A 22,476-nucleotide genomic window follows, 5' to 3' on the forward strand; every position below is an offset into this window, starting at 1 on the left:
CGGATCAAGGCCGCAGCGGCCGTCCCGTCACCTTGGTGATGAAGTGGTCGCTGGGCTCCGAGCACTTGCCGTGCGCGTTGCAGATCCAGCGCACCCGCTCCATCGGCACGCGCGCGAACAGGCCGATCAGGCTCTGGCGGTTCATCCGCGTGTCCAGGCTGAAGAACGGGTCCGCGCCGCCGTACCCGCGCAGCGGCTTCCGCGCCACCGCGTCGCCCACGAACAGGATGCCGCGGAAGAGGTAGGCCGCGCTCCCGATGGTGTGTCCCGGCACGGAGTACGCGCGCACGGTGTCGCCCCCGACGGCGAACGCGGTGTCGTGCGAGAACGCGCGCACGTCCACCTCGCCCGGCCGCGGTCCCGTTCGCCCGAGCACCGACCATCCCGCGCGCGAGGGGACGTCGGCGTGCCGCTTCTCGCCGGTGAAGAGCGGCGCCTCGGGCATCCACAGGTGGAAGCGCGCGCCGCGCACCGTCTTCCACGCCGCGATGTGGTCGCGGTGGCTGTGCGTGAGGAACACGTCCGTCACGTCGCCCGGTGCCGCGCCCATGGCGCGCAGCTTCCCCCGCAGCATCGCGCCCGCGCCCACCCAGCCCAGGTCCACGACGATGGTGCCGCTGTCCGTGCGGGCCGCGTAGACCATGCTCTGCCACGGCCCCGCCGTCGTGAACGCCACCGCCCGCCCCGGCTCCTGGATACGCGCCAGGTGATACGCGCAGCCGGTGAGCGACAGCGCGAGCGAGCAGGCCGGGAGGAGGCGTCGGAAGATCATCGGGCGGTGCGAAACGGCGAGCGGCGGCGAGGGTTGATTCTCGCCGCCGCTCCGCCTGTTCCGCAACTCGGACGATGTCTTCCGTTCGTCGATCCTACGCCGCGGCCTCGAGGAGCGACGAGGGCTGAGGGGATGCAGGCGCCTCGCTGGCCAGTGCCTCCGCGGGCTCGCCCTCGCCGGTGCGGAAGCGGCTCGCCTCGTCCAGCAGCCCGCGCGCGATGCGGGCCAGGTCCTCGGCGTTGGCGGTCATCTCCTCCATGCTGGCGTTGATCTCCTGCACCGCGGCGGCGGCGTCCTGCGCGGCGGCGGCGTTCCCCTGCGCCAGCGTCAGCAGCCCCTGCCCGCCCGCGCCGTTCAGCCCCGCCGCCGCCATCACCGCCGCGCTCGACGCCGAGATGTCGCGCGCCGCGGTGGTGATCTGGCCCACGTCGGCGGCGCTGCGCTCCACCACGCCCATGATCAGCTCCAGCGCCTCGCCCGCGTGCGCCGCCAGCGCCGAGCCGGCCTCCGCCTCGCCGGTGCCGCGCCGCATGCTCTCGGCCGCGCGGCCGGTCATCACCTGCACGCTGGCGATCAGCTCCGCGGCCTCGCGCGCCGAGTCGCCGCTCTGCGACGCCAGCTTGCGCACCTCCTCGGCCACCACGGCAAAGCCGCGCCCCTGCTCGCCCGCGCGCGCCGCCTCGATGGCCGCGTTCAGCGCCAGCAGGTTGGTCTGGTTGGCGATGAGCGCCACCGCCTCGGTCACGCGCCCGATGCGCTCCGTCACGCCCTGCAGCTCGGCGATCCGCTCCGCGCTCTCCAGCACCGTCCCGCGGATGCGCTGCAGGCTGCCCACCGCCTCGCCGATCACCCGGCTGCCGTCGCGCGCCGCGCCGGCCGCGCGCTCCGACTGCTCCGACACGCGGTGCGCCAGCCCCGACACCCCTTCGATCCGCTCGCCCATCCGCTCCAGCGCGTCGGCGATGGACTGCGCGGCGTGCGCCTGCTCCTGCGCGCCGGCCGCCACCTGCGTCACCGACGCGGCCACGCCCTCGGCCGCGCCGGTCACGTGCTCGGCGGTCTCGCTGAACCCGCGCGCCACGTCGGCCACCTCGCGCGAGCGCCCGCGCATCTCCCGCAGCGACGAAGCCAGCCGCGCCGTTCCCGCGTTGATGGCCTCCACCGCCTCGCCCACGGCGCCGGCGCCCTGCTCGGCGCGCGCGGCCAGGTCGCCCGCCCCCACGCGCCACGCCAGCGACACCAGCGCGTCCGCCTGCCTCGTCTCCGAGGCCAGCAGGCGCGCCATGTAGACGAGGATCGTCACCTCGAACACCACCCAGCCGGCGTGCACCGCCACGATCCCCCATCCGCCCTGGTGCCCGAACACCATCAGGCGCCCGCCGGAGGCCTGGTCCAGGTTGAACAGCACGTGGTGCGCGGCCACCACCACGGCGCCCCACACCGGCACCCGCCAGTCGCGGTACATCAGCAGGAACGCCAGGATGGCGAAGATGTGGAAGTGCATCTCGATCATCCCCCCGGTCTGGTGGATGATCAGCGCCGAAAGGGTGAGCAGCGCCGTGGCGACGGTCATCCGCGACAGCACCGTCCCCCGCCAGAGCCAGGCGACGGTGACGCCCGCGGCCACGGTGGGAAGCCCCCACACCAGCACCTCGGTCCAGGTGCCGCGCAGGAAAGCCAGGGCCACGAACAGCGGCACGTGCGCCAGCAGCAGCCCGGACAGCATCCGGTCGGTGCGGCGGTAGTTCTCCGCCAGCAGCCGTCCCTCCGCGCCGCGCGGGGAGATCGAGGCGTCGGCGGGCGCCGGACCGGGCGCGGCGAACAGGCGCGGCACGGCCGCCGCGGGAATGCGGATACGGGAAGCGCTCACGTCGGGGTGGGTTGGGCGATGCGGATGCCGCGGGGAGCCGTGGCCGTGCATCGGGTGGGTGGACCGGAACTGGATGAATGGCGGGAAGATAGGGATTCCGAACGGGTTACGGATGCCCCTGCGTGAAAGCGGCCATCGCGCCGGACTCGCCCCAAGTCCCTGCGGAGACGAATGTTCCGGCGATGGATGCAGTCCCGTCACCGGATGATGCGGAGACGCGAGGAGGCGGCGCGTGGGCCGCGCCGCCTCCTCGTTCTCCCGCTTCCCGCCGCTCCCCAAGCGGGTCGCTCGCTTGACGTGCGATCAATCCGCTCGTGGATGCGGAAACACCGTCAGAACGTCCGTTGTAATGACGTTGAGGAGCGAAAAAATCTCTTGCCAGGCGATACTCTGGACACTATGCTGTCCAGACATTTTCTCGAGGAGCAAGTGTCCAGATGAAGAAAATGGCCCCCCGCGCGTCGGCGCCGTCACGAATTTTCCGCCAGGTAGTGGTGCTCGGGTTCTCCGTGGCCGCCGGTTTTCTCAGCGAGTTTCAGGTGTTCTCGTCTCTCGACGGTGATCGGCTCGTCAGGTTGCTCCTTTGGGTCAGTGTGGCCGTCGTAGCCATGTCGCTGGTTTCCCTCGGCACCGTCAGGCTTCTCACGTCCGACCGCTGGCGCAAAAAAGTGGACGCGACGGAAGCCCGGCTCGTCCGAACGTACAATAGAGTTCTCGATGAGAGCAGCTTGAACCCGGTTGCGCGATCCCACTGATGGCCAAGGATGAAAGCCCTCCCGAATCCGAACCCCCCGACCCGTCCCGAGATCCTTCGGGGCGGGTCGTAGTAGCGCCCATTCCCACCGGTCCACTCGCGCAGATCGCCACCCGTACGGACCAACTCCTGGCGGATGTCGATCCATCGCCGTTCTCAAGCCCTGGTTTTGAAGAGCTCAAGCTCAGGATCGACAGCTACATCATGGAGCTTGTGAACGAGTCCCGGCGGATCGCGCGACGACATCAGGCGGACGTGATCTCGCCCGCTTATGTACAACAGGCCAGCGACTATCTGGTTGCGCGAAAAAGCCGTCGCAAGTTTACACTGATGGGTTCCGTTGGGGGCATTTTTCTCGGAGCGGCCGTTTCCAGCTTCCTCGACATAGCTGCAGGCAAGCAAGTCTCCCCTCTGCAGGTGCTCGTATCCGCCGTGTTGGGGATGCTGGGCGCGTTCCTGATCGCGCTTCAGTTCGCCCGCGAGTAGTCACGAGGCGAGGGCTCGGCAGCCCGGCACTCCATCTGGCTTGGCTCACACCGTATCACCCGGCGCTATCGCCGCCTTGCGTGCGCGCCCACAGCTCGCCGCGCGCGGCCCAGAGGAAGGGGAAGAACGACGCGCGGTAGGTGGCCATGCGGTCCAGGTAGCGCACGCCGGAGGTCGCCGCGGTGCCCTCCACGTCGGGGCCGATGGTGCGCTCGGCGGTGCGCGCGTGGACGAAGCGCCAGATCCGCACCTCCTCGTCGTACTCCAGCAGCGCCTCGGCCAGCAGCACCAGGTCCCAGTGCTCCGCGCCCGCGTGCGACGCCGCGTACGCGTCCGCCGGCGAGACCTCGCGGCGCTCGAACAGCGCCCGCGCCTCCGACGCGACGGACGGTGCGTCCCACAGCTCTGCCAGCCGCGGCGTCCACAGCCCGACGATGGGGCTCGCGGGATCGTCGGGATCGGGTTCGCCCTCGAGGAAGCGCCGCAGCTCGGGCTCGCGCGCGCCGGACAGGATCTCCACCTCGTGCCACTGCCCGCTCTCGCCGCCGCTGGCGGGGACGAGGTGGTGGCGGAAGGCGTAGAACCCGCCCAGCGTCATCGTCTCCAGCACCCGCATCATCGGCGCGAACATGCGGACGACCGCGGTGCAGCGCTGCATCAGCCAGGTCGCCATCCCCACGTCGTCGCGCCGCAGCGCGGCGATCACGCGCGGCAGGTCGGTGCGCAGCTGCGTGAACCACAGCTCGAACGACTGGTGCGTGACGACGAACAGGTGCTCGTCGGGGTGGCGCGCCGCCTCCGGCCCGGGCTGCAGCCGGAGCAGCTCGTCCAGCCGCAGGTACGAGCAGTAGTGCGTCTGCGCCGGGTCGCGCAGCCGGTGCCCGCAGGCGAGGGTGGTCACGTTGGACGACACGAATCAGTCACGGGATCTGAGGCGGAGCGCGCGGCTCGTCATCGCGCGGAAAGCCAGTGGACGAGGGTGGGAAGGTAGTCCGGCGCCGTCGACGGCCATCCGCTGGGGCCGGGAGCGAGCCGGAAGGTGTGGTCCGCTCCCGGGAAGATCCGGACCGTGACGTCGCCGTTCCCGGCGCGGCGCAGCGCGGCGGCGATGCGGGCGGCGCTTTCGCGGGCGGGGACGCGCTGGTCGTCCCCGCCGTAGACGAGCAGCACGGGGACGCGGATCCGGGCCCACCAGGCGAGCGGGTCGTACCGCCCGAACGCCCGCGAGAACGTCCAGTAGACGTTCCCCGGAGGTGGCGGCGGGAAGAACCACGCCCGGTCCCTGTACGTGTTCGCCAGCGAGTCCAGCCGGGCGTGGCCGCGTCCGTGGTACGCGACGTCGACGAGCTCCGCCACGTACCGGGCCGCGTCCGCCGAGTCCGCGGGCGACTGCGTGGACGAGCGCATCGAGTTGAGGATGCTGAAGAGCTCGACCGAGTCCGTCGGCACCCCCGCCGCGGCCGAGGCGACCACGAACCTCACGCGCGGCGACAGCGCCGCGACCATGGGCGCCAGCGTCCCGCCCTGGCTGTGCCCGTGGATGCCGACGCGGCGCGGGTCGATGCCCTGCTGGGCCGCCAGAAATTCCACCGCGGCAATCGCGTCGCGGGCGAGGTCGTCCGGCGCAGCGGTGCGCCAGTCGCCGGACGAACCCCCGACGCCGCGCTTGTCGAAGATGAGCGCCGCGACGCCGTGCGTGGCGGCCTGCTCGGCGAGGAAGCGCGACGCGAACCGCCCCTCCCCTCCCGAGCCGTGCAGGAACACGACGCCCGCGGCCGGCGTTCCGCCCGCGGGCATCAGCAGCGTGCCGGCGAGCCGTACCTCCCCGTTCGCGAAGGTGACGTCCCGCTCGCTGAACTCCGCCGCCGAAACGGCCGCGCGCGTGTAGACGAAACGCCCCTCGGCGCCGTTCTCGGTCAGCGTGCCGGCGAGCGAGTCTCCCTGCACGCGCCCGGTGAAGGTCGTGGTGGTGCGGTCGCCGCGGAGCACCATCGTCACGTCGCAGCAGCCGTCGACTCGCGCCTCGGCGAACGGGATCCCGCTCACCCGCAGCCGCTCGGAGCCGAACGTGGCGCGGAACCGGCCCGGCGCCGTGTCCGGCCGCACCGTGAGCCGCACGGGCAGCGAGTCGCCGCTGCGGATCCAGTAGCCCTGCCACGTCCCCTCGAGCCCACGCTGCGCCTCGGCGCCGGGCGCGAGGGCGCAGACGAAAGCGAGGGGCAGCAGCATCCGCATGGCGGAGCACCTGGATCGGAGGCAACGAGGGGTTGTCGAAGCCGGGAACTTCGTGGGGCCGCCCGTGGCCGTCAAGCGTATGTCCGTCACTACCAGCGTGCCCGGAGAGTCTGTCGGGCACCGAGTTCGTTGCGAATCAAGTGCGTTCACTGGTAGATTGAAAGCGATCCTTTCCGGATCTAAAGTTTTGGAAGCGCGTGTGAACTCCAATTCTAGGGGGTCCTCATGAACACGCACAGGGCTGGAGCGTTGCTGTACGCGGCGGGTGTTTGCGGGGCACTGCTGTTCGGAGCGGCCCAGGCGAGTGCTGAAACGCAGGGCCGGGAAACCGTCGCTCGCCGGGCATGCGACCCGGCGATGTGTGATTTCGTGTGCGTCGAATATGAGGGGGCAAGCTTCGGGTACTGCCGCGTGATTGACTACAACGTCTACTGCGTCTGCGTGTACTGACGCAGCCGGCGGCGGCCGCGGCGGTGCTCCCTCCCGCACCCTCTATCACGAACAGCGGGGTCCCTCTTCCTGGAGAGACCCCGCTGATGCGTAGCCCGGAAGTCCGGGTCCGTCACCCCCCTCCGCCGCCCACCACGCCGCCGCCGGGAATGCCGGGCTCCGTCATCTCGCGCACGTTCAGCACCTGGTCCAGCTGGTCGTCGCTCAGCAGGCCGCGGCGCTTCACCACCTCGCGCACCGACTCGAAGTTCTTCGCCGATTCCTTCGCCACGGAAGCCGCCTCGTCGTAGCCGATGTAGGCGTTCAGCGCGGTGGCGATGGACGGGTTCTTCTCCAGCAGCTCGCGGCAGCGCTCGCGGTTGGCGCCGATCCCCTCCACCGCGTTGGCGCGGAAGGCGTCGCACGCCTTCGCCAGGATCTCCACCGACTGCAGGAAGTTGTGCGCCATCACCGGCATCATCACGTTCAGCTCGAAGTTGCCGTGCTGCCCGCCCACGGTCACCGCCACGTGGTTCCCCATCACCTGCGCGCATACCATCATCATCGCCTCGCTCATCACCGGGTTCACCTTCCCCGGCATGATGCTGGAGCCCGGCTGGATGGCGGGGAGCGTGATCTCCGCCAGCCCCGAGGTCGGCCCGCTCGCCAGCCAGCGGATGTCGTTGGCGATCTTCAGCAGGCTCACCGCCAGCGTGTTCAGCGCGCCGCTCGCGGAGACGTAGGCGTCCTTCGCCCCCTGCGCCTCGAAGTGGTTCTCCGCCTCGCGAAAGGGGAGGCCGGTGAGCGACGAGATCTTCTCGATCGTCTTCGCGGGGAAGCCGGGGACGGCGTTGGTGCCCGTGCCCACCGCGGTGCCGCCCAGCGCCAGCTCCGCGAGCTCCTCGCTCGCGTTGCGGAGACGGCGGATCCCGTGCTCGATCTGGCTGGCGTAGCCGCCGAACTCCTGGCCCAGGCGGACGGGCGTCGCGTCCATCAGGTGGGTGCGGCCGCTCTTCACCACGTCGTCGAACTCGTCCGCCTTGGCCAGGAGCGCGTAGCGCAGCCGCTCCAGCGCGGGGACCAGGTCCTCGTGGATGGCCACGCGCGCGGAGACGTGCATCGCCGTGGGGATCACGTCGTTGGAGCTCTGCCCCATGTTGACGTGGTCGTTGGGATGCACGCGCCCCTCGCCGCCGCGCAGCTGCGTGGCGCGGGTGCCGATCACCTCGTTGGTGTTCATGTTCGTGCTGGTGCCGCTTCCCGTCTGGTAGATGTCCAGCACGAACTGCGAATCCAGCGTTCCCGCGATCACCTCGTCGGCCGCGCGCACGATGGCCTCGGCGATGCCGGCGTCGAGCAGCCCCATCTCCTGGTTGGCCTGCGCGGCGGCCTTCTTGATGGTGCCCATGGCGTGGATGAACCGCCGCGGAAAGCGGATCCCGCTGATGGGAAAGTTCTCGACCGCGCGCTGCGTCTGCGCGCCGTACAGCGCGTCGGCGGGAACCCGCATCTCGCCGAGAGAATCCTTCTCGGTGCGGAAGCCGCCGTTGCTCGTATCGCTCATCTTCGTCCTCGAATCGTTCGGGTGCCGTTGCGGGCGGGGAAGATGGGGATCGGGTGGGTTGCGCGAAAGTCCGGAACTGCGGGATTCCAGGATGCATCCTCATCCGCACCGAACCCTCTCCTCGCGCCGAGGTCTCCCCCTTCTCCTGCTGTCGGGAGAAGGGGGCCGGGGGGATGAGGGGCCGCGCGCGCAGCGCGCCCCCCGCCGTCGCCGCGTACGGATGAATATCCCGTGGCAGCCCCGCCTAGTCCGCACGCGCTGTTCTTCCTATCTTCCCCACATTCGAACGATCGTTCAGCAGACGCGAAGCCATGCTCCGGCTCCACGAATACACGTATCACCGCCCGTCAACGCTGGCGGACGCGCTCGGCCTGCTCGGCGGCGCCGAGGACGCCCTCCCCATCGCGGGGGGGACGGACCTGATGCCGAACATGAAGCACCGCCTCTTCACCCCTCGCCATCTCGTCGCGCTCAAGGGCGTGGCGGAGATGCACGGCATCGCCCTCGCCGACGCGGAAGGGAATCCGGTCGACGACGGCGCGCCCGACGCGGCGCAGCTGGTGATCGGCGCGGCGGAGACGCTGACGGCCGTGGCGCGCCATCCCCTCGTGCGGCGCATCGTCCCCGCGCTGGCGGACGCGGCGGGGCACGTGGCCGGGCCGCAGATCCGCAACGCGGGGACGATCGGCGGCAACCTCTGCCTCGACACGCGCTGCACCTACTACAACCAGAGCTTCTTCTGGCGGCAGGCGCTGGGCTTCTGCCTCAAGAAGGACGGCACCATCTGCCATGTCACGCGGGTGGGGAAGAAGTGCGTCGCCGCGCACTCCGCCGATACGCCGCCCGTGCTGATCACCGTCGGCGCCGTGGTGGACCTCGCCTCGCCGGAGGGGACGCGCACGCTGACGGTGGACGAGTTCTTCGTCGCGAATGGCGAATGGAACACGGTGCGCCGCCGCGACGAACTGCTGGTGCGCGTGCGCATCCCCCTCCCCGCGGAGAGCGTGCGCACCGCGTATCGCAAGGTGCGCCAGCGCGCGTCGGTGGACTTTCCGCTGCTCTCCATCGCCGTGGCGGCGGACGTGGCGCCGGACCAGACCGCGCGCTCGATGTCCGTCGTGGTCTCCGCGCTGGGCGCGCGCCCGCGCGTGGTGACGGGGCTGGAGCGCGTGGTCCCCGGCAGCCGCCTGCTCGACGTGGCGGACGCGGTGGGCGCGCAGGCGTTCAAGCAGTGCCACCCGCTCGAGAACATCATCGTCGACGCCGACTGGCGCCGCGCGATGGTCCCCGTCTACGTGCGCCGCGCCATCGAGGAGCTGGCCGCGTCCGCCGCCGCCCCGGCGCGGTGACGCTGCCGCACGCTGCACGATCTTGCGCGGAGTGCCGTGCGGCGGTGCGGGAACTCGCCGCGCCGGGGAGGGTCCGACATCGCCGGCGATGCTCTGCGCCGTGGCCGAAACCCCGCGGACGCGTGGCGACATCGCGCTTTCGCGAGGGCGCGCGCACGGGGCTAATCCCCAGGTGGCACTTGTCCTGCGGTGTACTCCGTGACCGCTGAGCCGGGTTCAATGCAAGGGCTCGATTGCTCTAAGTCCTTGCACCATGCGCACTTTGCCGCTAAATTGAGCATCCCCGGCTCCGTCAGCTGGTCGGTAACCTGTTTCCCCCCAAGGGTATGACTGCATTCGGGATCGAGCATCCGCTCATCATCCAGGGCGGTATGGGCGTGGGTGTGTCCAACTGGGTGCTGGCCAAGGCGGTCTCCCTGCGAGGGCAGCTGGGCGTCGTTTCCGGCACGTGCATCGACACGGTGCTGGTGCGCCGCCTCCAGGACGGCGACGACGGCGGGCACGTCCGCCGCGCCATGGCGCACTTCCCCCTCCCCGAGGTGGTGGAGGACGTGCTGCGGAAGTACTTCCGTCCCGAGGGCAGGGCCGAGGGCGAGCCGTACAAGGCCATCCCGATGTACAAGCAGGTGGTCAGCAAGGTACGCGAGCAGCTGACCATGCTGGCGTCGTTCGTGGAGGTGTGGCTGGCCAAGGAGGGGCACGACGGCGTGGTGGGCGTGAACCTCCTCACCAAGGTGCAGATGCCGAACCTGGCCACGCTCTACGGGGCGATGCTGGCCCGGGTCGACTACGTGCTGATGGGCGCGGGGATCCCCAAGGAGATTCCCGGCGCGCTGGACCTGATGGCCGCGCACGAGCCCGCCGCCATCCGCTTCGACGTGGAGAGCGGGGTGAAGGACGACAGCGAGATGCTGACCTTCGACCCGCGCGAGCACTTCGCCGAGCCGCCGGCGGGCGGCGTCAAGCGTCCGTACTTCCTCCCCATCATCGCCTCGAACTCGCTGGCGACGATGCTGGTGCGCAAGGCGACGGGGCGCGTCGACGGGTTCGTGATCGAGGCGCCCACCGCGGGCGGGCACAACGCTCCGCCGCGCGTGTCCGGCGTCTACAACGAGCGCGGCGAGCCGCTGTACGGCGAGCGCGACGAGGTGGACCTGGAGAAGATGAAGGAGCACGGGCTCCCCTTCTGGCTGGCGGGGAGCGCGGGGACTCCGGAGAAGCTGGCCGAGGCGCTGGACGCGGGCGCCGCCGGCGTGCAGGTGGGAACGCTGTTCGCCTACAGCGACGAGAGCGGGATCGCGCCCGAGCTCAAGCGCGACGTGATCCGCCAGGCGCAGGACGACGCCATCGACGTGCTGACCGACGGCCGCGCGTCGCCCACCGGCTTCCCCTTCAAGGTGGTGCAGCTGGGCGGCACGGTGTCGCAGCTGCCGGTCTACGAGGCGCGCGAGCGCGTGTGCGACCTGGGCTACCTGCGCCAGCCGTTCAAGCGCGCCGACGGCCGCATCGACTACCGCTGCGCCGCCGAGCCGGTAGAGACGTACGTGAAGAAGGGCGGCCAGCGCGACGACACCGTCGGCCGCAAGTGCCTGTGCAATGCGCTCTTCGCCACCATCGGCATGGGCCAGGTGCGCGACGAGGGCGTCGAGGAGAAGCCGCTGATCACCAGCGGCGACGAGCTGAAGAACATCCGCCGCTTCATCGGCAGCGACCGCGCCGGCTACAGCGCCGGCGAGGTGATCGACTGGCTGCTCTCCGGCCTCGAGCGCCTCTGCCACCCGCGCGCCTCCGAGGCGAAGCACGCCCGCGCCGCCGCGCCGGTCGTCGGCTGACGATCGCATCACCAGACACGAGAACGGGCCTCGCGCATATCGCGGGGCCCGTTCCCGTTTCAGGCATCCTATTTTTCTCACGCAGAGTCAGCAGGGTTAGCAGAAAAAGCAGATGACGACTCCGCTGACACTGCTGACTCTGCGTGAGAAATCAGGAGAGTCTGCCCCGCCGCGATGTCGGGGGAACTCCTCTGGCCCTTCCTCGCGGCGCTGGTGTATCATCGTCGCTCCGGAGCCGGAATCCATCTCCAGAAACGCGAATCTCCAACGGATGCAAGCGCAGTCGCTCGGCCTGTTCGTCGCCTTCAGCGCGGGGCTGCTCAGCTTCCTCTCGCCCTGCGTGCTGCCGCTGGTGCCGAGCTACGCCACGTTCATCACCGGGATGAGCCTGGACGAGCTCGAGGCGCAGGAGACCGCGCGCACCCGCCGCACCGTGTTCGTGCACGGGCTGCTGTTCGTGCTCGGCTTCACCCTCGTCTTCCTCGCCCTCGGCGCGTCGGCCACCTTCATCGGCGCGCTGCTGAAGTTCGCCAGCCGCTGGGTGCAGGCCGTGGGCGGCGTGCTGCTGATCCTCTTCGGCCTCTACCTCGTCGGCCTGCTGCGCCTCCCCGGCGCCGGGCGCGAGTGGCGGATGCATCTCTCCGAGAAGCCGGTCGGCTACCTGGGCACGCTGCTGGTGGGCGTCACCTTCGGAGCGGGGTGGACGCCGTGCATCGGGCCGGTGCTGGGCGGCATCCTGACCATGGCCGCCGCGCGCGGGACGATGGGGGAGGGGATGGGGCTGCTGGCGGTGTACTCGGCCGGGCTGGCGATCCCCTTCCTCCTCTCCACGGTGCTGATCGAGCGCTTCCTCACCGGCTTCCGACGCTTCCGCCGCGTGCTGCCGTGGGTGAACCGCGTCAGCGGGGCGATGCTGCTGGTGCTGGGCGTGCTGATGGTCACCGGCTCGTTCACCACCCTCTCCGCGCTGATGGTGAAGTGGACCCCGGACTGGCTCTCCGCGCGGCTCTGAGGCGCCACGCTCTGGAACATCGGGGGATGACGAGCGGTTGAATCGACGGGATCGTCATCCCCTTCGTGCGGGCCCACCTTCACCCGCCGCCGTCCGATGCGCACCGCCGCACCCCGTCTCTCCCCGATTCTCCTGCTCCTGCCGCTCTCCGCCTGCATGACGTGGCGCGGTCAGCCGATCCCCGCCGGGCCGGGCCAGCACGACTACATCGTCGGCACGGCGCGGGTGATCCGCACGGACGGGATGGAGTTCCTGCTCGACAACGTGAGCGTGCGCCCCGACAGCGTGGTCGGCGCCCAGCACGTGCCGCCGGCGCGGCGCATCGCCATCCCCACGGCCGAGGTCGCGCGCATCGACGCCCGCCGCGAGGACCCGTTCGGCACCGCGCTGGCGGTGGCGCTCGGGACGGCCGCCGCACTCGGCGCGTTCGGCATGGCGCTGTTCCTCATCTACGGAACGGGAGGCTGAGACATCGCCGTCCCGGGCGGACCCACCTCCACCGCTGCTCGCCATGCGCACCGCCGCACGCGCGCTCGCCACGATCGCACTCCTTCTGCCGCTCGGCGCCTGCACGACGTGGGGCAGCCGGCCGATCCCCACGCCGGGACAGGACCACGCCGTCGCCGACAGGGTGCGGGTGACGCGCACGGATGGGTCAGTGGTCCTGCTCGACAGCGCCACGATCCGCGCCGACAGCGTCACCGGCGCCGCGCACCTGTTCCCGCAGCAGCGCGTCGCCATCTCCACCGCCGAGATCCAGGAGCTCGAGACGCGGCAGGAGGCCGCCGCCCTCACCGCGCTGACCGTCGTCCTCGGGCTGGTGGGCGTGCTCGTCGCGGCACTCTTCACGGAAGGAACCGGAAGCTGAAACCTGTGCGGGCGGGGGTGACGTAGTCCGTCTGGTAAACTGGTGTTTCCGCGCGGGTGAGAATATTTTTCCCGCGCCGGATCTCCGGCGGACAGTTTCGCCCCACCCGATACATCGAGGGTTTTCGCAGATGAAGATCGACCGTCTCGCGCGGCTTCTGCCCGTGCTGTTCCTCGTCGTTATGCTTCCCGGATGCGTGACGTACTGGCCGAAGACGCCGCCGGAGCCGGGCGCCACCGCCTCGTTCCCCGGCATCGTCCGCGTGACGCGCGCCGATGCGACCTCGACGCTGCTGGTCGACGCCCGCGTGCAGGGCGACAGCCTGCGCGGCACGGTGCAGGGCGACCCGACGCAAGAGGTCGCCATCGCGCTCGCGGACGTGAAGCAGGTGGCGGTGCGGGAGCATAACGGCAAGGCCACGGTGGCGCTCATGCTGGTCAGTGCGCTCCTCGCGTACGGCGCGTGGGTCGCGATCCTCTACGTCTCCACCACCACCTGATGCGGCACGCGATGAATGCGCGGCGGGCGATTCCCCGCATCGCCGGGCTGGCGCTGCTCGCGCTGCAGGCGGCGTGCGTCACCTGGATGGAGCGCCCCGCGCCGCGGCCGCGCGCGGCGGCGTCGCTCCCCGCGCGCGTGCGGGTGACGCGGATGGACCGCACCTCGATGGTCCTCATCGACCCGTTCGTGCGCGGCGACAGCCTCCACGGCACGCGCGTGGACCCGCCGGTCCAGGACGTGGCCGTCGCGCTCGACGACGTGCTCCGCGTCGAGGCGCGGCGCGTGAACGTGGCCGCCACCGCCGGTGCCGTCGCGCTCGCCTGGCTGGCCGCCTACGGGATCCGCCTCGTCTGCCCCTTCTGCAATGGGGGGGCCTGACCCGGCGCGACCGTCCCGCACTCAGCACTTCCTCACACCCCCTCGCACCGCGCCGGACCTTCGGTGTAAGACGTTCGCGCGCTTGATTCTGCTTGCGCGTGCGGGTGCAGCGGGCCAGATTCGGCACGCCCGGCGCCCCGCACACCTTCACACCCTTCCGGACGCGATGGCGAAACAGATCCGCATCCTGCTGGTGGACGACCACGCCGTGCTGCGCGCCGGGCTGCGCGCGCTGCTCGAGGCCGAGCCCGGCTTCCTGGTGGTCGGCGAGGCGGGAACGGGCGAGGAGGGGGTGATGAAGGCGAAGCAACTCCTCCCCGACGTGGTGGTGATGGACCTGTCGATGCCGGGCGCGGGCGGGCTGGAGGCGGTGCGCGAGATCTCCGCGCTGGGAAAGGAGATCCGCACCCTCGTCCTCACCATGCACGGCGAGGAGGAGCACCTCCTCCCGGTGCTGGAGGCGGGCGGCAGCGGCTACGTGAACAAGCGCAGCGCCGACGAGGAGCTGATCGAGGCCATCAAGACGGTGGCCGGCGGCGACGTCTTCCTCTACCCCAGCGGCGCCAAGCTCCTGCTGCGCGGCCTCAAGCAGAAGGCCGAGCCGGGCGAGGACGACCCGCTGGAGAAGCTGACCGACCGCGAGCGCGAGGTGCTGGCGTTCACCGTGGAGGGGTTCAGCAGCAGCGAGATCGGGAAGAAGCTGTTCATCAGCCCCAAGACGGTGGACACCTACCGCGCCCGCATCATGGAGAAGCTGAACCTGCACCACCGCAGCGAGCTGGTGCGGTTCGCGCTGAAGACGGGGCTGCTGAAGCCGGACTGAGAACCGCAGGGAACAGGGGACAGGGAACAGGGGACAGCCGGCGGTTTTCGTGCTCGCTGTCCCCTGTCCCCTGTCCGCTGTACCCCGTCCCCTTGAACTCTGGAGATCGAGGATGCCGCAACGCAGGGTGGTCGTAACCGGCGTGGGGATGGTCACGCCGCTGGGGAACAACGCGGACGACACCTGGCGCAACGTGCTGGCCGGGAAGTCGGGGACGGGGCCGCTCACCAAGTTCGAGCTCGAGGGGCTGCCGCCGGAGGTGCGCGTGGCCGCCGAGGTGAAGGACTTCGATCCCGAGCCGGTGATCGAGCGGCGCGAGCAGAAGCGGATGGACACCTTCATCCAGTACGCGCTGGTCGCCACCGACGAGGCGATGCGCTCGGCCGGGATGGGCGGGATCGGGCCGGTCCCCGATCCCGAGAACACGGGCACCATCATCGGCAGCGGGATGGGGGGGATCGACAACATCATGCAGACGCGCACCCTGATGGACGCCAAGGGGCCGGGGCGCGTCTCCCCTTTCTTCATCCCCGCCAGCATCATCAACCTGGCCCCCGGGCAGGTGGCGATGCGCACGGGGGCAACGGGGCCCAGCTACTCGCCCGTGTCCGCCTGCGCCAGCAGCAACCACGCGATCGGCGAGGCCTTTCACGCCATCCAGCGCGGCGACGCGGACATGATGATCGCCGGCGGCACCGAGGCGTGCGTCACCGCCATCTCGTTCGCCGGGTTCGCGGCGGCGCGGGCGCTGGCGAGCGACTGGGAGACGCCGGAGACCGCGAGCAAGCCGTTCGACCGGCGCCGCAGCGGCTTCGTGCACGCCGAGGGCGGGGCGATCCTGATCCTGGAGGAGCTGGAGTCGGCGAAGCGCCGCGGCGCGCCGATCCTGGCGGAGATCCTGGGCTTCGGGATGAGCGCCGACGCCTTCCACGTGACCGCGCCGCCCGAGAACGGCGAGGGCGCCGCGCGGGCCATGCGGCGCGCGCTGAAGAGCGCCGGCATCGCCCCCGAGCAGGTGGACTACATCAACGCGCACGGCACGGCCACGCCGGTAGGCGACGTCGCCGAGACGCGGGCGATTCGCACCGTGTTCGGCCCGCACGCGGAGAAGCTGGCCGTCTCGTCCACCAAGTCGATGCTGGGCCACGCGCTGGGCGGGAGCGCGGCCATCGAGGCGGGCGTCAGCATCTTCGCGCTGCGCGACGGGGTGATGCCGCCCACCATTAACCTCACCGAGCCCGACCCCGACTGCGACCTGGACTACGTCTCCGAGGGCGCGCGGAAGAAGGAGCTGGACGTGGTCATCTCCAACTCTTTCGGCTTCGGCGGCGCCAACACCACGCTGGTGCTCAAGCGCTACGAGGAGTAGTTGCATGGGGAGCCGGTCTCTAGACGGGATTACGTTAACCGAGGTTGCGGTATGTCAAGTGAACTATTCGAACTGCTCGAGAATGCCGGGTTGATCAAGTCGGACGGGAGCGTTTCATCTGGTGCTGTCGATGCGCTCTCTGCGACGGATCTCGTTGACATTGGGTTGCAAAGCGCGGAACTGACCGCACCTGATCAAGGAGAGGACTATCGCACGTCCTTCTCCCACTCGGCATCGCTCTCCTTAGCTGGAGGATCTTACCCCTGCAATGCGCTGAGATGTCGCTTAGAGCGCGCTGCGGAATTGGCTCAATTTGCGGCGTTTTACAGTGATAAAGTGTACATTCATAATCATTTAAGTGATCTTGCAGCGCACCGCGAGACAACGTCTGAAACGGATGTCGCAAAGACTCGTCAGCAGCTCAAAGACGACCTTGAGATCTATCTGCTACTTAAGCCACTCATCGAGGCCGGGCGAATCGTTCCAGTTACGGCCCCCCAAAATTGGTGTCCACATTGCCTAAAGAATCACTTAGCCGATGAAGGTGGCTTCGGCGAAGAAACTGAACTGGCCCTTGCCCGCGCAACGCGCAACTTGCGGGAGCGGTTTCTTGTTGACGCTTCGGTTGAACTTCAATTACGTGGTGGGGAATTTTGGGCCGTGCATCGTGGTCCCGAGGACCTGCTAGAGCACGGGTATCGGGCGGTGCGTTACCAGAGTCCACCAAAACAACTCCGGGATATTCCCGAAGTGATGCCAAGTCTGCTGCGGAACCGGTCTATCCATCTTTCTTCTCGCCAGCGCGAGAAGTTCGAGATGCATATTCGTGAAGCTTCATCAATTCTCGACAATGTCGTGTTCGAACTCACAATGACTCAAGCCTTCGGAGCGTCACTGCTGACGGAGCGGAAGATCCATGTAGACATTCTGCGATCAATGTCCAGCGACTCGAGGCAAGAGCGGCGGAATGCGGCTCTTCAGAAGCATCTCACAACGGTAGTGCCATTTCTCTCAGGTGTCGTACCGGCCGACCTCCTTCATCTCAGGGAAACCGAGGGCGATGCGTTTATCGTCTTTCGGAATTCGATTAACAAGATGATTGATGAGGCTTTGTCACAACCAGGCGAGATAACAGAACGCGATGCACGACAGATCTACGGAGACTTGATAGAACCCGAACTGGCGCGATTGGACATAAAGATGAAACTAGCCCAAAAGACTCTTGCGAAGACTGCGCGACAAAGGATCGCCGCGTGGGTTGGAGCAATCGGAGTTGGCGTGTACACGGGTTTTGTTCCTAGTACCATGATCGCTGCTGCAAAGGCGCTCGGGCTTACCAAAGTTGTAGCAGATTTAGGAGAATTACTTCTCGGAATGCGAGCAAATCAGAACGCAATTCGAAGTGATGACCTTTACTTCCTGTGGCGGGTCCGCAAACTCTCGTCGCGCTGACGGTGAGTTTATGTTCCTCGCCAGACAGGAACTGACTGAGCCGACCCGGTACCACGTCTCCGAGGGCACGCGGAAGAAGGAGCTGGACGTGGTCATCTCCAACTCCTTCGGCTTCGGCGGGGCGAACACCACGCTGGTGCTCAAGCGGTACGAGGACTGACCGTCACTGGGTCCTGGGACGGACGCGAGCCCCTTCGCCACTCGCGGCGAGGGGGCTCGCCGCGTTAAGGGAATCTTCATCGCCATGCGCACGGAGATTTCGCGTCGTGGAACGATCGATGCGACGGCGGATAACGCGCGCTTCGGCGCGCTCCTGATCGTCTGCAGCCGGACTCCCACACGGTCCGCTCCGGATTGGCCGGACGGCCCGGCCAACGCGTCGCGAATCGGCTCGCGGCGCGCACTCCAACGTGGGAGGTTCCCCATGGACAAGCTGAAGCTGCCGGTCGACACGCTGAAGGTGGAGACGTTCGACGCCGGCGAGGTGCTCGATGAGCGGGGCACCGTCGAGGCGCGCGCGTCCGGACCGGGCGGCGGATGCTGCACGCATCTTCAGACCGGGTGCAATCCCGACATCACCACGGTGTTCACCGGCAACTGCCACAACTGCTGAGCTGGGACGAAGGAGCACCAGGGCCGGCCGCCGCGGGATGGGCCGGGCGGCCGGCTTCCCGGGGAACATGGATTTCCACCGGTCCGATGCGGGCGGGCGGGAATCGTCTGCCCGCGCGCCGCGAGGGGTTCGCGGCGCACACGCCAGCCGAGGGGGCACTCATGGACAAGAAGCTGAAGGTGCAGGTGGACTCGCTGAATGTGGACAGCTTCGAGGTGGGCGACACCCGGAAGAAGGAGGGCACGGTGCACGCCCACATGACGCCGGCGGGCGGCGTGTGCTGCACGGTGGACGGCACCGGGTGCCACACCGTCGTGGCCACGCACCCGTGCACCTGTTGATCGCAGCGTCACCGGCGCGGCTCCGCGAGTGAAACGCCCGCGCCATGGCGAAGCCGCGGAGGTTGGGTTCGGCCCGCCTCCGCGGCTTCGAACTGCGATCGATGGCCACCGGCCAAGCGGCGGGTTGACCCGCCCGGCCGGACCCGGTACCTTGGAACATGAAATTTCATGAACGCGTGGAGATCCCATGATCAGCCTGAAGGACATCCACTCACTCTCCGACTTCCAGCGTAATGCGCGGGCGTACTTGGAGCATTTGAAGGAAACCGGCCGTCCGCAGGTTCTGACGATACACGGGCAGGCCGAGCTCGTGGTGCAGCACGCGGACGCGTACCAGAAGCTTCTCGACCTGGCGGCCAATGCCGCGGCCATTGTTGGCATCCAGCGGGGCTTGCAGGGGATGTACGACGGGACCGGCGAAGATGCCGAGGATGCGTTCGCCTCGCTGGAACGTGAGCTCGGGATCGCGGAGCACGCGTAGTGTTCCGGGTCCGGATCGAGGCCGAGGCCAGGAACAATCTCCGGAAGCACTATCAGAACCTTCGGTCGCGCAATCCCGGTTCGGAGTACCCCGACCAGTGGTACTACGGGATCCGGGCCGCCATTCGGGATCTCGCGGCTTCGGCCGACCAGTGCGGGCTGGCTTACGAAGACCGCTTCTTCGCCGAAACCATCCGCCAGCGACTCTTCGATTCGTACAAGATCCTCTTCGCGATCCGGGAAGATACCGTCCACGTGCTCCATGTCCGGCACCAGGCGCAGGACCCCGAGGATCTGATGCCTGAGGCTGGGGGCTGAGGAGCCGCAAGCATCACGGCAGCCGCAGGGAATTCTTCCCGCGGCTGCCGTTGTTTCGTCGCTGGCCCTTCCCTCAAGCGGCGAGGCGCCGCACCACTTCGCGCGCACCCTTCCGGTACACGGTCAGGCACACCAGCTCGTCGTCCTGATCGCGCACCTCCCACCAGCGGCTGTGCTTCTGCTTGAGGCTTCGTGTCAGCGGCTTGGCTGAATCAGCAACCTCGCATCGGGGAAATCCGACTCCCACACCCGTCTCATGAGTATCCATCCCGGATGGTACTCCGGAAAGCATCACCTCTAGCAACGGGAGACGATCATGGCGGTAAAGCATCTACCCACGAACGAAGTACATCTGGGCAGCAAGGGAGGGAAGACCGGATGCGGTTTCGACACGACCGTCCACCCGGAAAACTGGGCCAATACGACGGCGCCGATCACCTGTGATAAGAACGGCTGCAAGAACTAGCACCCAGCTCGTTCTGAGCATCTCCTGGCAACGGGTCTCGGCAGCCGCGGGTGATCCCTGCGGCTGCCGTGTGTTCCCCTCTGGCCTCTTCAGGCGGCGAGCCGCCGCACCACCTCTCGTGCGCCCTTCCGGTACACGGTCAGGCACACCAGCTCGTCGTCGAGATCGCGCACCTCCCACCAGCGGCTATTCTCCTGCTTGGTGATGGTGCAGGCGGGCTTCGCGGCGGCTGCGGGTGTGGGGTCCTTCGGGTCCTCAGGCATCGTGGGCTCCATCGCTTGGCCGAGGCTGCTCCGTCGAAGGCGGGTTGGCAGCGGGATCTTTCTTTCCTTCTGCCGCGCCTCGCTGAGTTGCATGAACGGCAAGGCGAAGTGGCTGTGGGCCTGTCGCTCGCGCAGGAGAGTCTCTCAATCGATAAGCGGTTGGCCTCACTTCATCCAACAAATGTCATTTGGAAGCACGACTTGGACGTGAGCCGCGCACTAGTTGAACGGCTCTCGGCCGGTAACCGATGAGGGGATCTGCGAACGGTCGCTGGGCGGTCCGCCACTGAACTGGCGCGTTTACCTCCTCCCGGAGGGAATGGCCCAGTCGGGAGCACGGCCCGAATCGCCGTGATTGCCCCTTTCCGGGCTTGAACCCCCCTTCCCCCGCGCGATAGATTGGATGTGCAGATGGGCCGTGGCCGGCGTGCTGGGCGCCGGGTCCGCGGCCCGCCTTTCATCTTTGCCGATTGCGTTTCGATGAGCAGCGAGCACCAGACCGACAGCTACAACCCCGCCGAGGTCGAGCGGGCGTGGCAGGCCCGCTGGGACGAGCAGGGCATCAACACGTGGACCGACGAGCAGCTCCGGTCCGCGCCGAAGCCCTTCTACAACCTGATGATGTTCCCGTACCCCTCGGCCGAGGGGCTGCACGTGGGGAACATCTACGCGTTCACCGGCGCCGACATCTACGGCCGCTTCAAGCGCCTGCAGGGCTTCGACGTGTTCGAGCCCATCGGCTTCGACGCGTTCGGCATCCACTCCGAGAACTTCGCGCTCAAGCAGGGGGTGCACCCGTCGGAGCTGATCCCCCGCAACATCGAGCGCTTTACGAAGCAGCTGCGCCGCGTGGGGTTCATGTACGACTGGAACCACGCGGTCGACACGACGGACCCAAAGTACTACCGGTGGACGCAGTGGGTCTTCCTGCAGCTGTACAAGGCCGGGCTGGCGGAGAAGAAGGAGGCGCCCGTCAACTGGTGCCCCAGCTGCAACACCGTGCTGGCCAACGAGCAGGTGATCGGCGGCGAGTGCGAGCGCTGCGGCACGCCGGTGGAGATGCGCTACCTGTCGCAGTGGTTCTTCAAGATCACCGACTACGCAGGGCGGCTGCTGGAGAACCTGAAGTGGATCGACTGGAGCGAGACCACGCGCAAGGCGCAGGAGAACTGGATCGGCCGCAGCGAGGGCGCCGAGCTCGAGTTCCCCATCGCCCGGCAGAAGGTGGCCGAGGACCGCCATGCGCCCGCCGAGATCCACCCCGAGAAGCCGGTGATCCGCGTGTTCACCACGCGGCCGGACACGGTCTTCGGCGCCACGTACATGGTGCTGGCGCCCGAGCACCCGCTGGTGGAGCGCATCACGACGGACGCGCAGCGCGAGGCCGTCGACGCGTACCGCAAGCAGGCCAGCGCGCAGGACCTGGTCAGCCGCCAGAAGACGGACAAGACCAAGACCGGCGTGGACACCGGCGCCCGCGCGGTGAATCCGGCGACCGGCCAGGAGATCCCCGTCTGGATCGCCGACTACGTGCTGATGGAGTACGGCACCGGCGCCATCATGGCCGTCCCCGGTCACGACGAGCGCGACTTCGAGTTCGCCACCGAGTTCGGCCTCCCCATCGTCCGCGTGGTCGCCGGCGAGGGGGACGACGCGCAGACCCCGCTGGCGGAAGCCTACGTCGGCCCCGGGCGGCTGGTGAACAGCCGCCAGTTCGACGGGATGGACGTGGAGGAGAGCAAGCGGGCGGTCACCGAGTGGCTGGCCGGGAAGGGGCTGGCAGAGGCGCGGGTGAACTATCGCCTGCACGACTGGACCATCTCGCGGCAGCGCTACTGGGGCCCGCCGATCCCGATCCTGTACTGCGACCAGTGCGGAACGGTGCCGGTGCCCGAAGACCAGCTCCCCGTGCTGCTGCCGCCGATCGAGGACTTCAAGCCCGACGCGAGCGGCGTAAGCCCGCTGGCCCGGCACGAGGAGTGGTACATCACCGAGTGCCCGTCGTGCGGCGGCAAGGCGCGGCGCGAGACGGACGTGAGCGACACGTTCCTGGATTCGGCGTGGTACTTCCTGCGCTACCCGTCGGCGAAGCGTGACGACGTGCCGTTCGACCCGGCCATCACGAAGCACTGGCTGCCGGTGAACAGCTACATCGGCGGCAACGAGCACGCGGTGCTGCACCTGCTGTATTCGCGCTTCATCACCATGGCGCTCAAGGACTTCGGGCTGATCGACTTCGAGGAGCCGTTCACCAAGTTTCGGGCGCACGGGCTGATCATCAAGGACGGCGCGAAGATGTCG

General features: G+C 68.6%; 25 protein-coding genes. 18 read left to right on the forward strand and 7 right to left on the reverse strand.

The window, feature by feature from the left end:
* Positions 1–4 precede the first annotated feature (4 nt).
* Together VF092_15630 and VF092_15635 are read right to left on the reverse strand one after the other, a co-directional pair.
* Positions 5–772: an MBL fold metallo-hydrolase gene (locus VF092_15630; GenBank protein ID HEX6748728.1), complete on the reverse strand. Its 768-nt coding sequence runs from the start codon at positions 770–772 to the stop codon at positions 5–7.
* 94 nt (positions 773–866) lie between these two features.
* On the reverse strand, positions 867–2,642 hold the full coding sequence (locus VF092_15635; protein ID HEX6748729.1) for a methyl-accepting chemotaxis protein: 1,776 nt from the start codon (positions 2,640–2,642) through the stop codon (positions 867–869).
* Between the two features lie 437 nt (positions 2,643–3,079).
* Between VF092_15635 and VF092_15640 the strand changes: the two genes are divergently transcribed.
* Together VF092_15640 and VF092_15645 are read left to right on the forward strand one after the other, a co-directional pair.
* Positions 3,080–3,397, forward strand: a complete 318-nt coding sequence (locus VF092_15640; protein HEX6748730.1) for a hypothetical protein — start codon at positions 3,080–3,082, stop codon at positions 3,395–3,397.
* On the forward strand, positions 3,397–3,882 hold the full coding sequence (locus VF092_15645) for a hypothetical protein (GenBank protein HEX6748731.1): 486 nt from the start codon (positions 3,397–3,399) through the stop codon (positions 3,880–3,882). The genes VF092_15640 and VF092_15645 overlap by 1 nt, the downstream gene beginning before the upstream one ends.
* 55 nt (positions 3,883–3,937) lie before the next feature.
* Here the strand turns inward: VF092_15645 and VF092_15650 are convergent, their stop codons facing one another.
* From VF092_15650 to VF092_15660, 3 genes are all read right to left on the reverse strand, one after another.
* Positions 3,938–4,795, reverse strand: coding sequence for a tryptophan 2,3-dioxygenase family protein (locus tag VF092_15650; GenBank protein ID HEX6748732.1), 858 nt, complete (start codon positions 4,793–4,795; stop codon positions 3,938–3,940).
* Between the two features lie 38 nt (positions 4,796–4,833).
* Complete coding sequence (locus tag VF092_15655; protein ID HEX6748733.1) at positions 4,834–6,117, reverse strand: alpha/beta fold hydrolase; 1,284 nt, start codon at positions 6,115–6,117, stop codon at positions 4,834–4,836.
* Positions 6,118–6,679: 562 nt separating this feature from the next.
* Positions 6,680–8,110, reverse strand: a complete 1,431-nt coding sequence (locus VF092_15660) for a class II fumarate hydratase (protein HEX6748734.1) — start codon at positions 8,108–8,110, stop codon at positions 6,680–6,682.
* Between the two features lie 311 nt (positions 8,111–8,421).
* Here VF092_15660 and VF092_15665 point away from each other — a divergent pair, with 311 nt between their 5' ends.
* The 15 genes from VF092_15665 to VF092_15735 all read left to right on the forward strand — a co-directional run bounded on the left by VF092_15665 (position 8,422) and on the right by VF092_15735 (position 19,446).
* Positions 8,422–9,459 (forward strand): FAD binding domain-containing protein, encoded by a 1,038-nt coding sequence (locus VF092_15665; GenBank protein ID HEX6748735.1) that lies wholly within the window; start codon positions 8,422–8,424, stop codon positions 9,457–9,459.
* Between the two features lie 326 nt (positions 9,460–9,785).
* Positions 9,786–11,291 (forward strand): nitronate monooxygenase, encoded by a 1,506-nt coding sequence (locus VF092_15670; GenBank protein ID HEX6748736.1) that lies wholly within the window; start codon positions 9,786–9,788, stop codon positions 11,289–11,291.
* Positions 11,292–11,562: 271 nt separating this feature from the next.
* Positions 11,563–12,303, forward strand: coding sequence for a cytochrome c biogenesis protein CcdA (locus VF092_15675; protein ID HEX6748737.1), 741 nt, complete (start codon positions 11,563–11,565; stop codon positions 12,301–12,303).
* Between the two features lie 96 nt (positions 12,304–12,399).
* Positions 12,400–12,771 carry a hypothetical protein gene (locus VF092_15680; GenBank protein ID HEX6748738.1) on the forward strand — a complete coding sequence of 124 codons (372 nt, stop codon included), beginning with the start codon at positions 12,400–12,402 and terminating at the stop codon, positions 12,769–12,771.
* Positions 12,772–12,814: 43 nt separating this feature from the next.
* Positions 12,815–13,171, forward strand: coding sequence for a hypothetical protein (locus VF092_15685; protein HEX6748739.1), 357 nt, complete (start codon positions 12,815–12,817; stop codon positions 13,169–13,171).
* 130 nt (positions 13,172–13,301) lie between these two features.
* Positions 13,302–13,670: a hypothetical protein gene (locus tag VF092_15690; GenBank protein ID HEX6748740.1), complete on the forward strand. Its 369-nt coding sequence runs from the start codon at positions 13,302–13,304 to the stop codon at positions 13,668–13,670.
* The gene (locus VF092_15695) at positions 13,670–14,050 is read left to right on the forward strand and encodes a hypothetical protein (protein ID HEX6748741.1); all 381 of its coding nucleotides are present in this window, start codon (positions 13,670–13,672) and stop codon (positions 14,048–14,050) included. The genes VF092_15690 and VF092_15695 overlap by 1 nt, the downstream gene beginning before the upstream one ends.
* A 166-nt stretch (positions 14,051–14,216) precedes the next feature.
* Positions 14,217–14,873, forward strand: a complete 657-nt coding sequence (locus VF092_15700) for a response regulator transcription factor (GenBank protein HEX6748742.1) — start codon at positions 14,217–14,219, stop codon at positions 14,871–14,873.
* Between the two features lie 112 nt (positions 14,874–14,985).
* Positions 14,986–16,242 carry a beta-ketoacyl-ACP synthase II gene (gene fabF, locus VF092_15705; GenBank protein HEX6748743.1) on the forward strand — a complete coding sequence of 419 codons (1,257 nt, stop codon included), beginning with the start codon at positions 14,986–14,988 and terminating at the stop codon, positions 16,240–16,242.
* 90 nt (positions 16,243–16,332) lie between these two features.
* Positions 16,333–17,694: a hypothetical protein gene (locus VF092_15710; GenBank protein HEX6748744.1), complete on the forward strand. Its 1,362-nt coding sequence runs from the start codon at positions 16,333–16,335 to the stop codon at positions 17,692–17,694.
* A 10-nt stretch (positions 17,695–17,704) separates the two neighbouring features.
* Positions 17,705–17,854, forward strand: coding sequence for a hypothetical protein (locus VF092_15715; protein HEX6748745.1), 150 nt, complete (start codon positions 17,705–17,707; stop codon positions 17,852–17,854).
* 264 nt (positions 17,855–18,118) lie between these two features.
* Positions 18,119–18,307, forward strand: a complete 189-nt coding sequence (locus tag VF092_15720; GenBank protein HEX6748746.1) for a hypothetical protein — start codon at positions 18,119–18,121, stop codon at positions 18,305–18,307.
* Between the two features lie 161 nt (positions 18,308–18,468).
* Complete coding sequence (locus VF092_15725; GenBank protein HEX6748747.1) at positions 18,469–18,648, forward strand: hypothetical protein; 180 nt, start codon at positions 18,469–18,471, stop codon at positions 18,646–18,648.
* A gap of 187 nt (positions 18,649–18,835) precedes the next feature.
* Positions 18,836–19,129: a type II toxin-antitoxin system Phd/YefM family antitoxin gene (locus VF092_15730; GenBank protein HEX6748748.1), complete on the forward strand. Its 294-nt coding sequence runs from the start codon at positions 18,836–18,838 to the stop codon at positions 19,127–19,129.
* Positions 19,129–19,446, forward strand: a complete 318-nt coding sequence (locus tag VF092_15735) for a type II toxin-antitoxin system RelE/ParE family toxin (protein ID HEX6748749.1) — start codon at positions 19,129–19,131, stop codon at positions 19,444–19,446. The genes VF092_15730 and VF092_15735 overlap by 1 nt, the downstream gene beginning before the upstream one ends.
* 73 nt (positions 19,447–19,519) lie before the next feature.
* On the opposite strand, the gene VF092_15740 is transcribed toward VF092_15735, so the two are convergent.
* Positions 19,520–19,714 carry a hypothetical protein gene (locus VF092_15740; GenBank protein HEX6748750.1) on the reverse strand — a complete coding sequence of 65 codons (195 nt, stop codon included), beginning with the start codon at positions 19,712–19,714 and terminating at the stop codon, positions 19,520–19,522.
* Between the two features lie 287 nt (positions 19,715–20,001).
* Positions 20,002–20,175, reverse strand: coding sequence for a hypothetical protein (locus tag VF092_15745; protein HEX6748751.1), 174 nt, complete (start codon positions 20,173–20,175; stop codon positions 20,002–20,004).
* Between the two features lie 480 nt (positions 20,176–20,655).
* Here VF092_15745 and leuS point away from each other — a divergent pair.
* A partial coding sequence (gene leuS / locus VF092_15750) for a leucine--tRNA ligase (GenBank protein ID HEX6748752.1) occupies positions 20,656–22,476 on the forward strand: 1,821 nt, incomplete at its 3' end.

This window comes from Longimicrobium sp. (genome assembly GCA_036377595.1).
GTDB lineage: Bacteria > Gemmatimonadota > Gemmatimonadetes > Longimicrobiales > Longimicrobiaceae > Longimicrobium.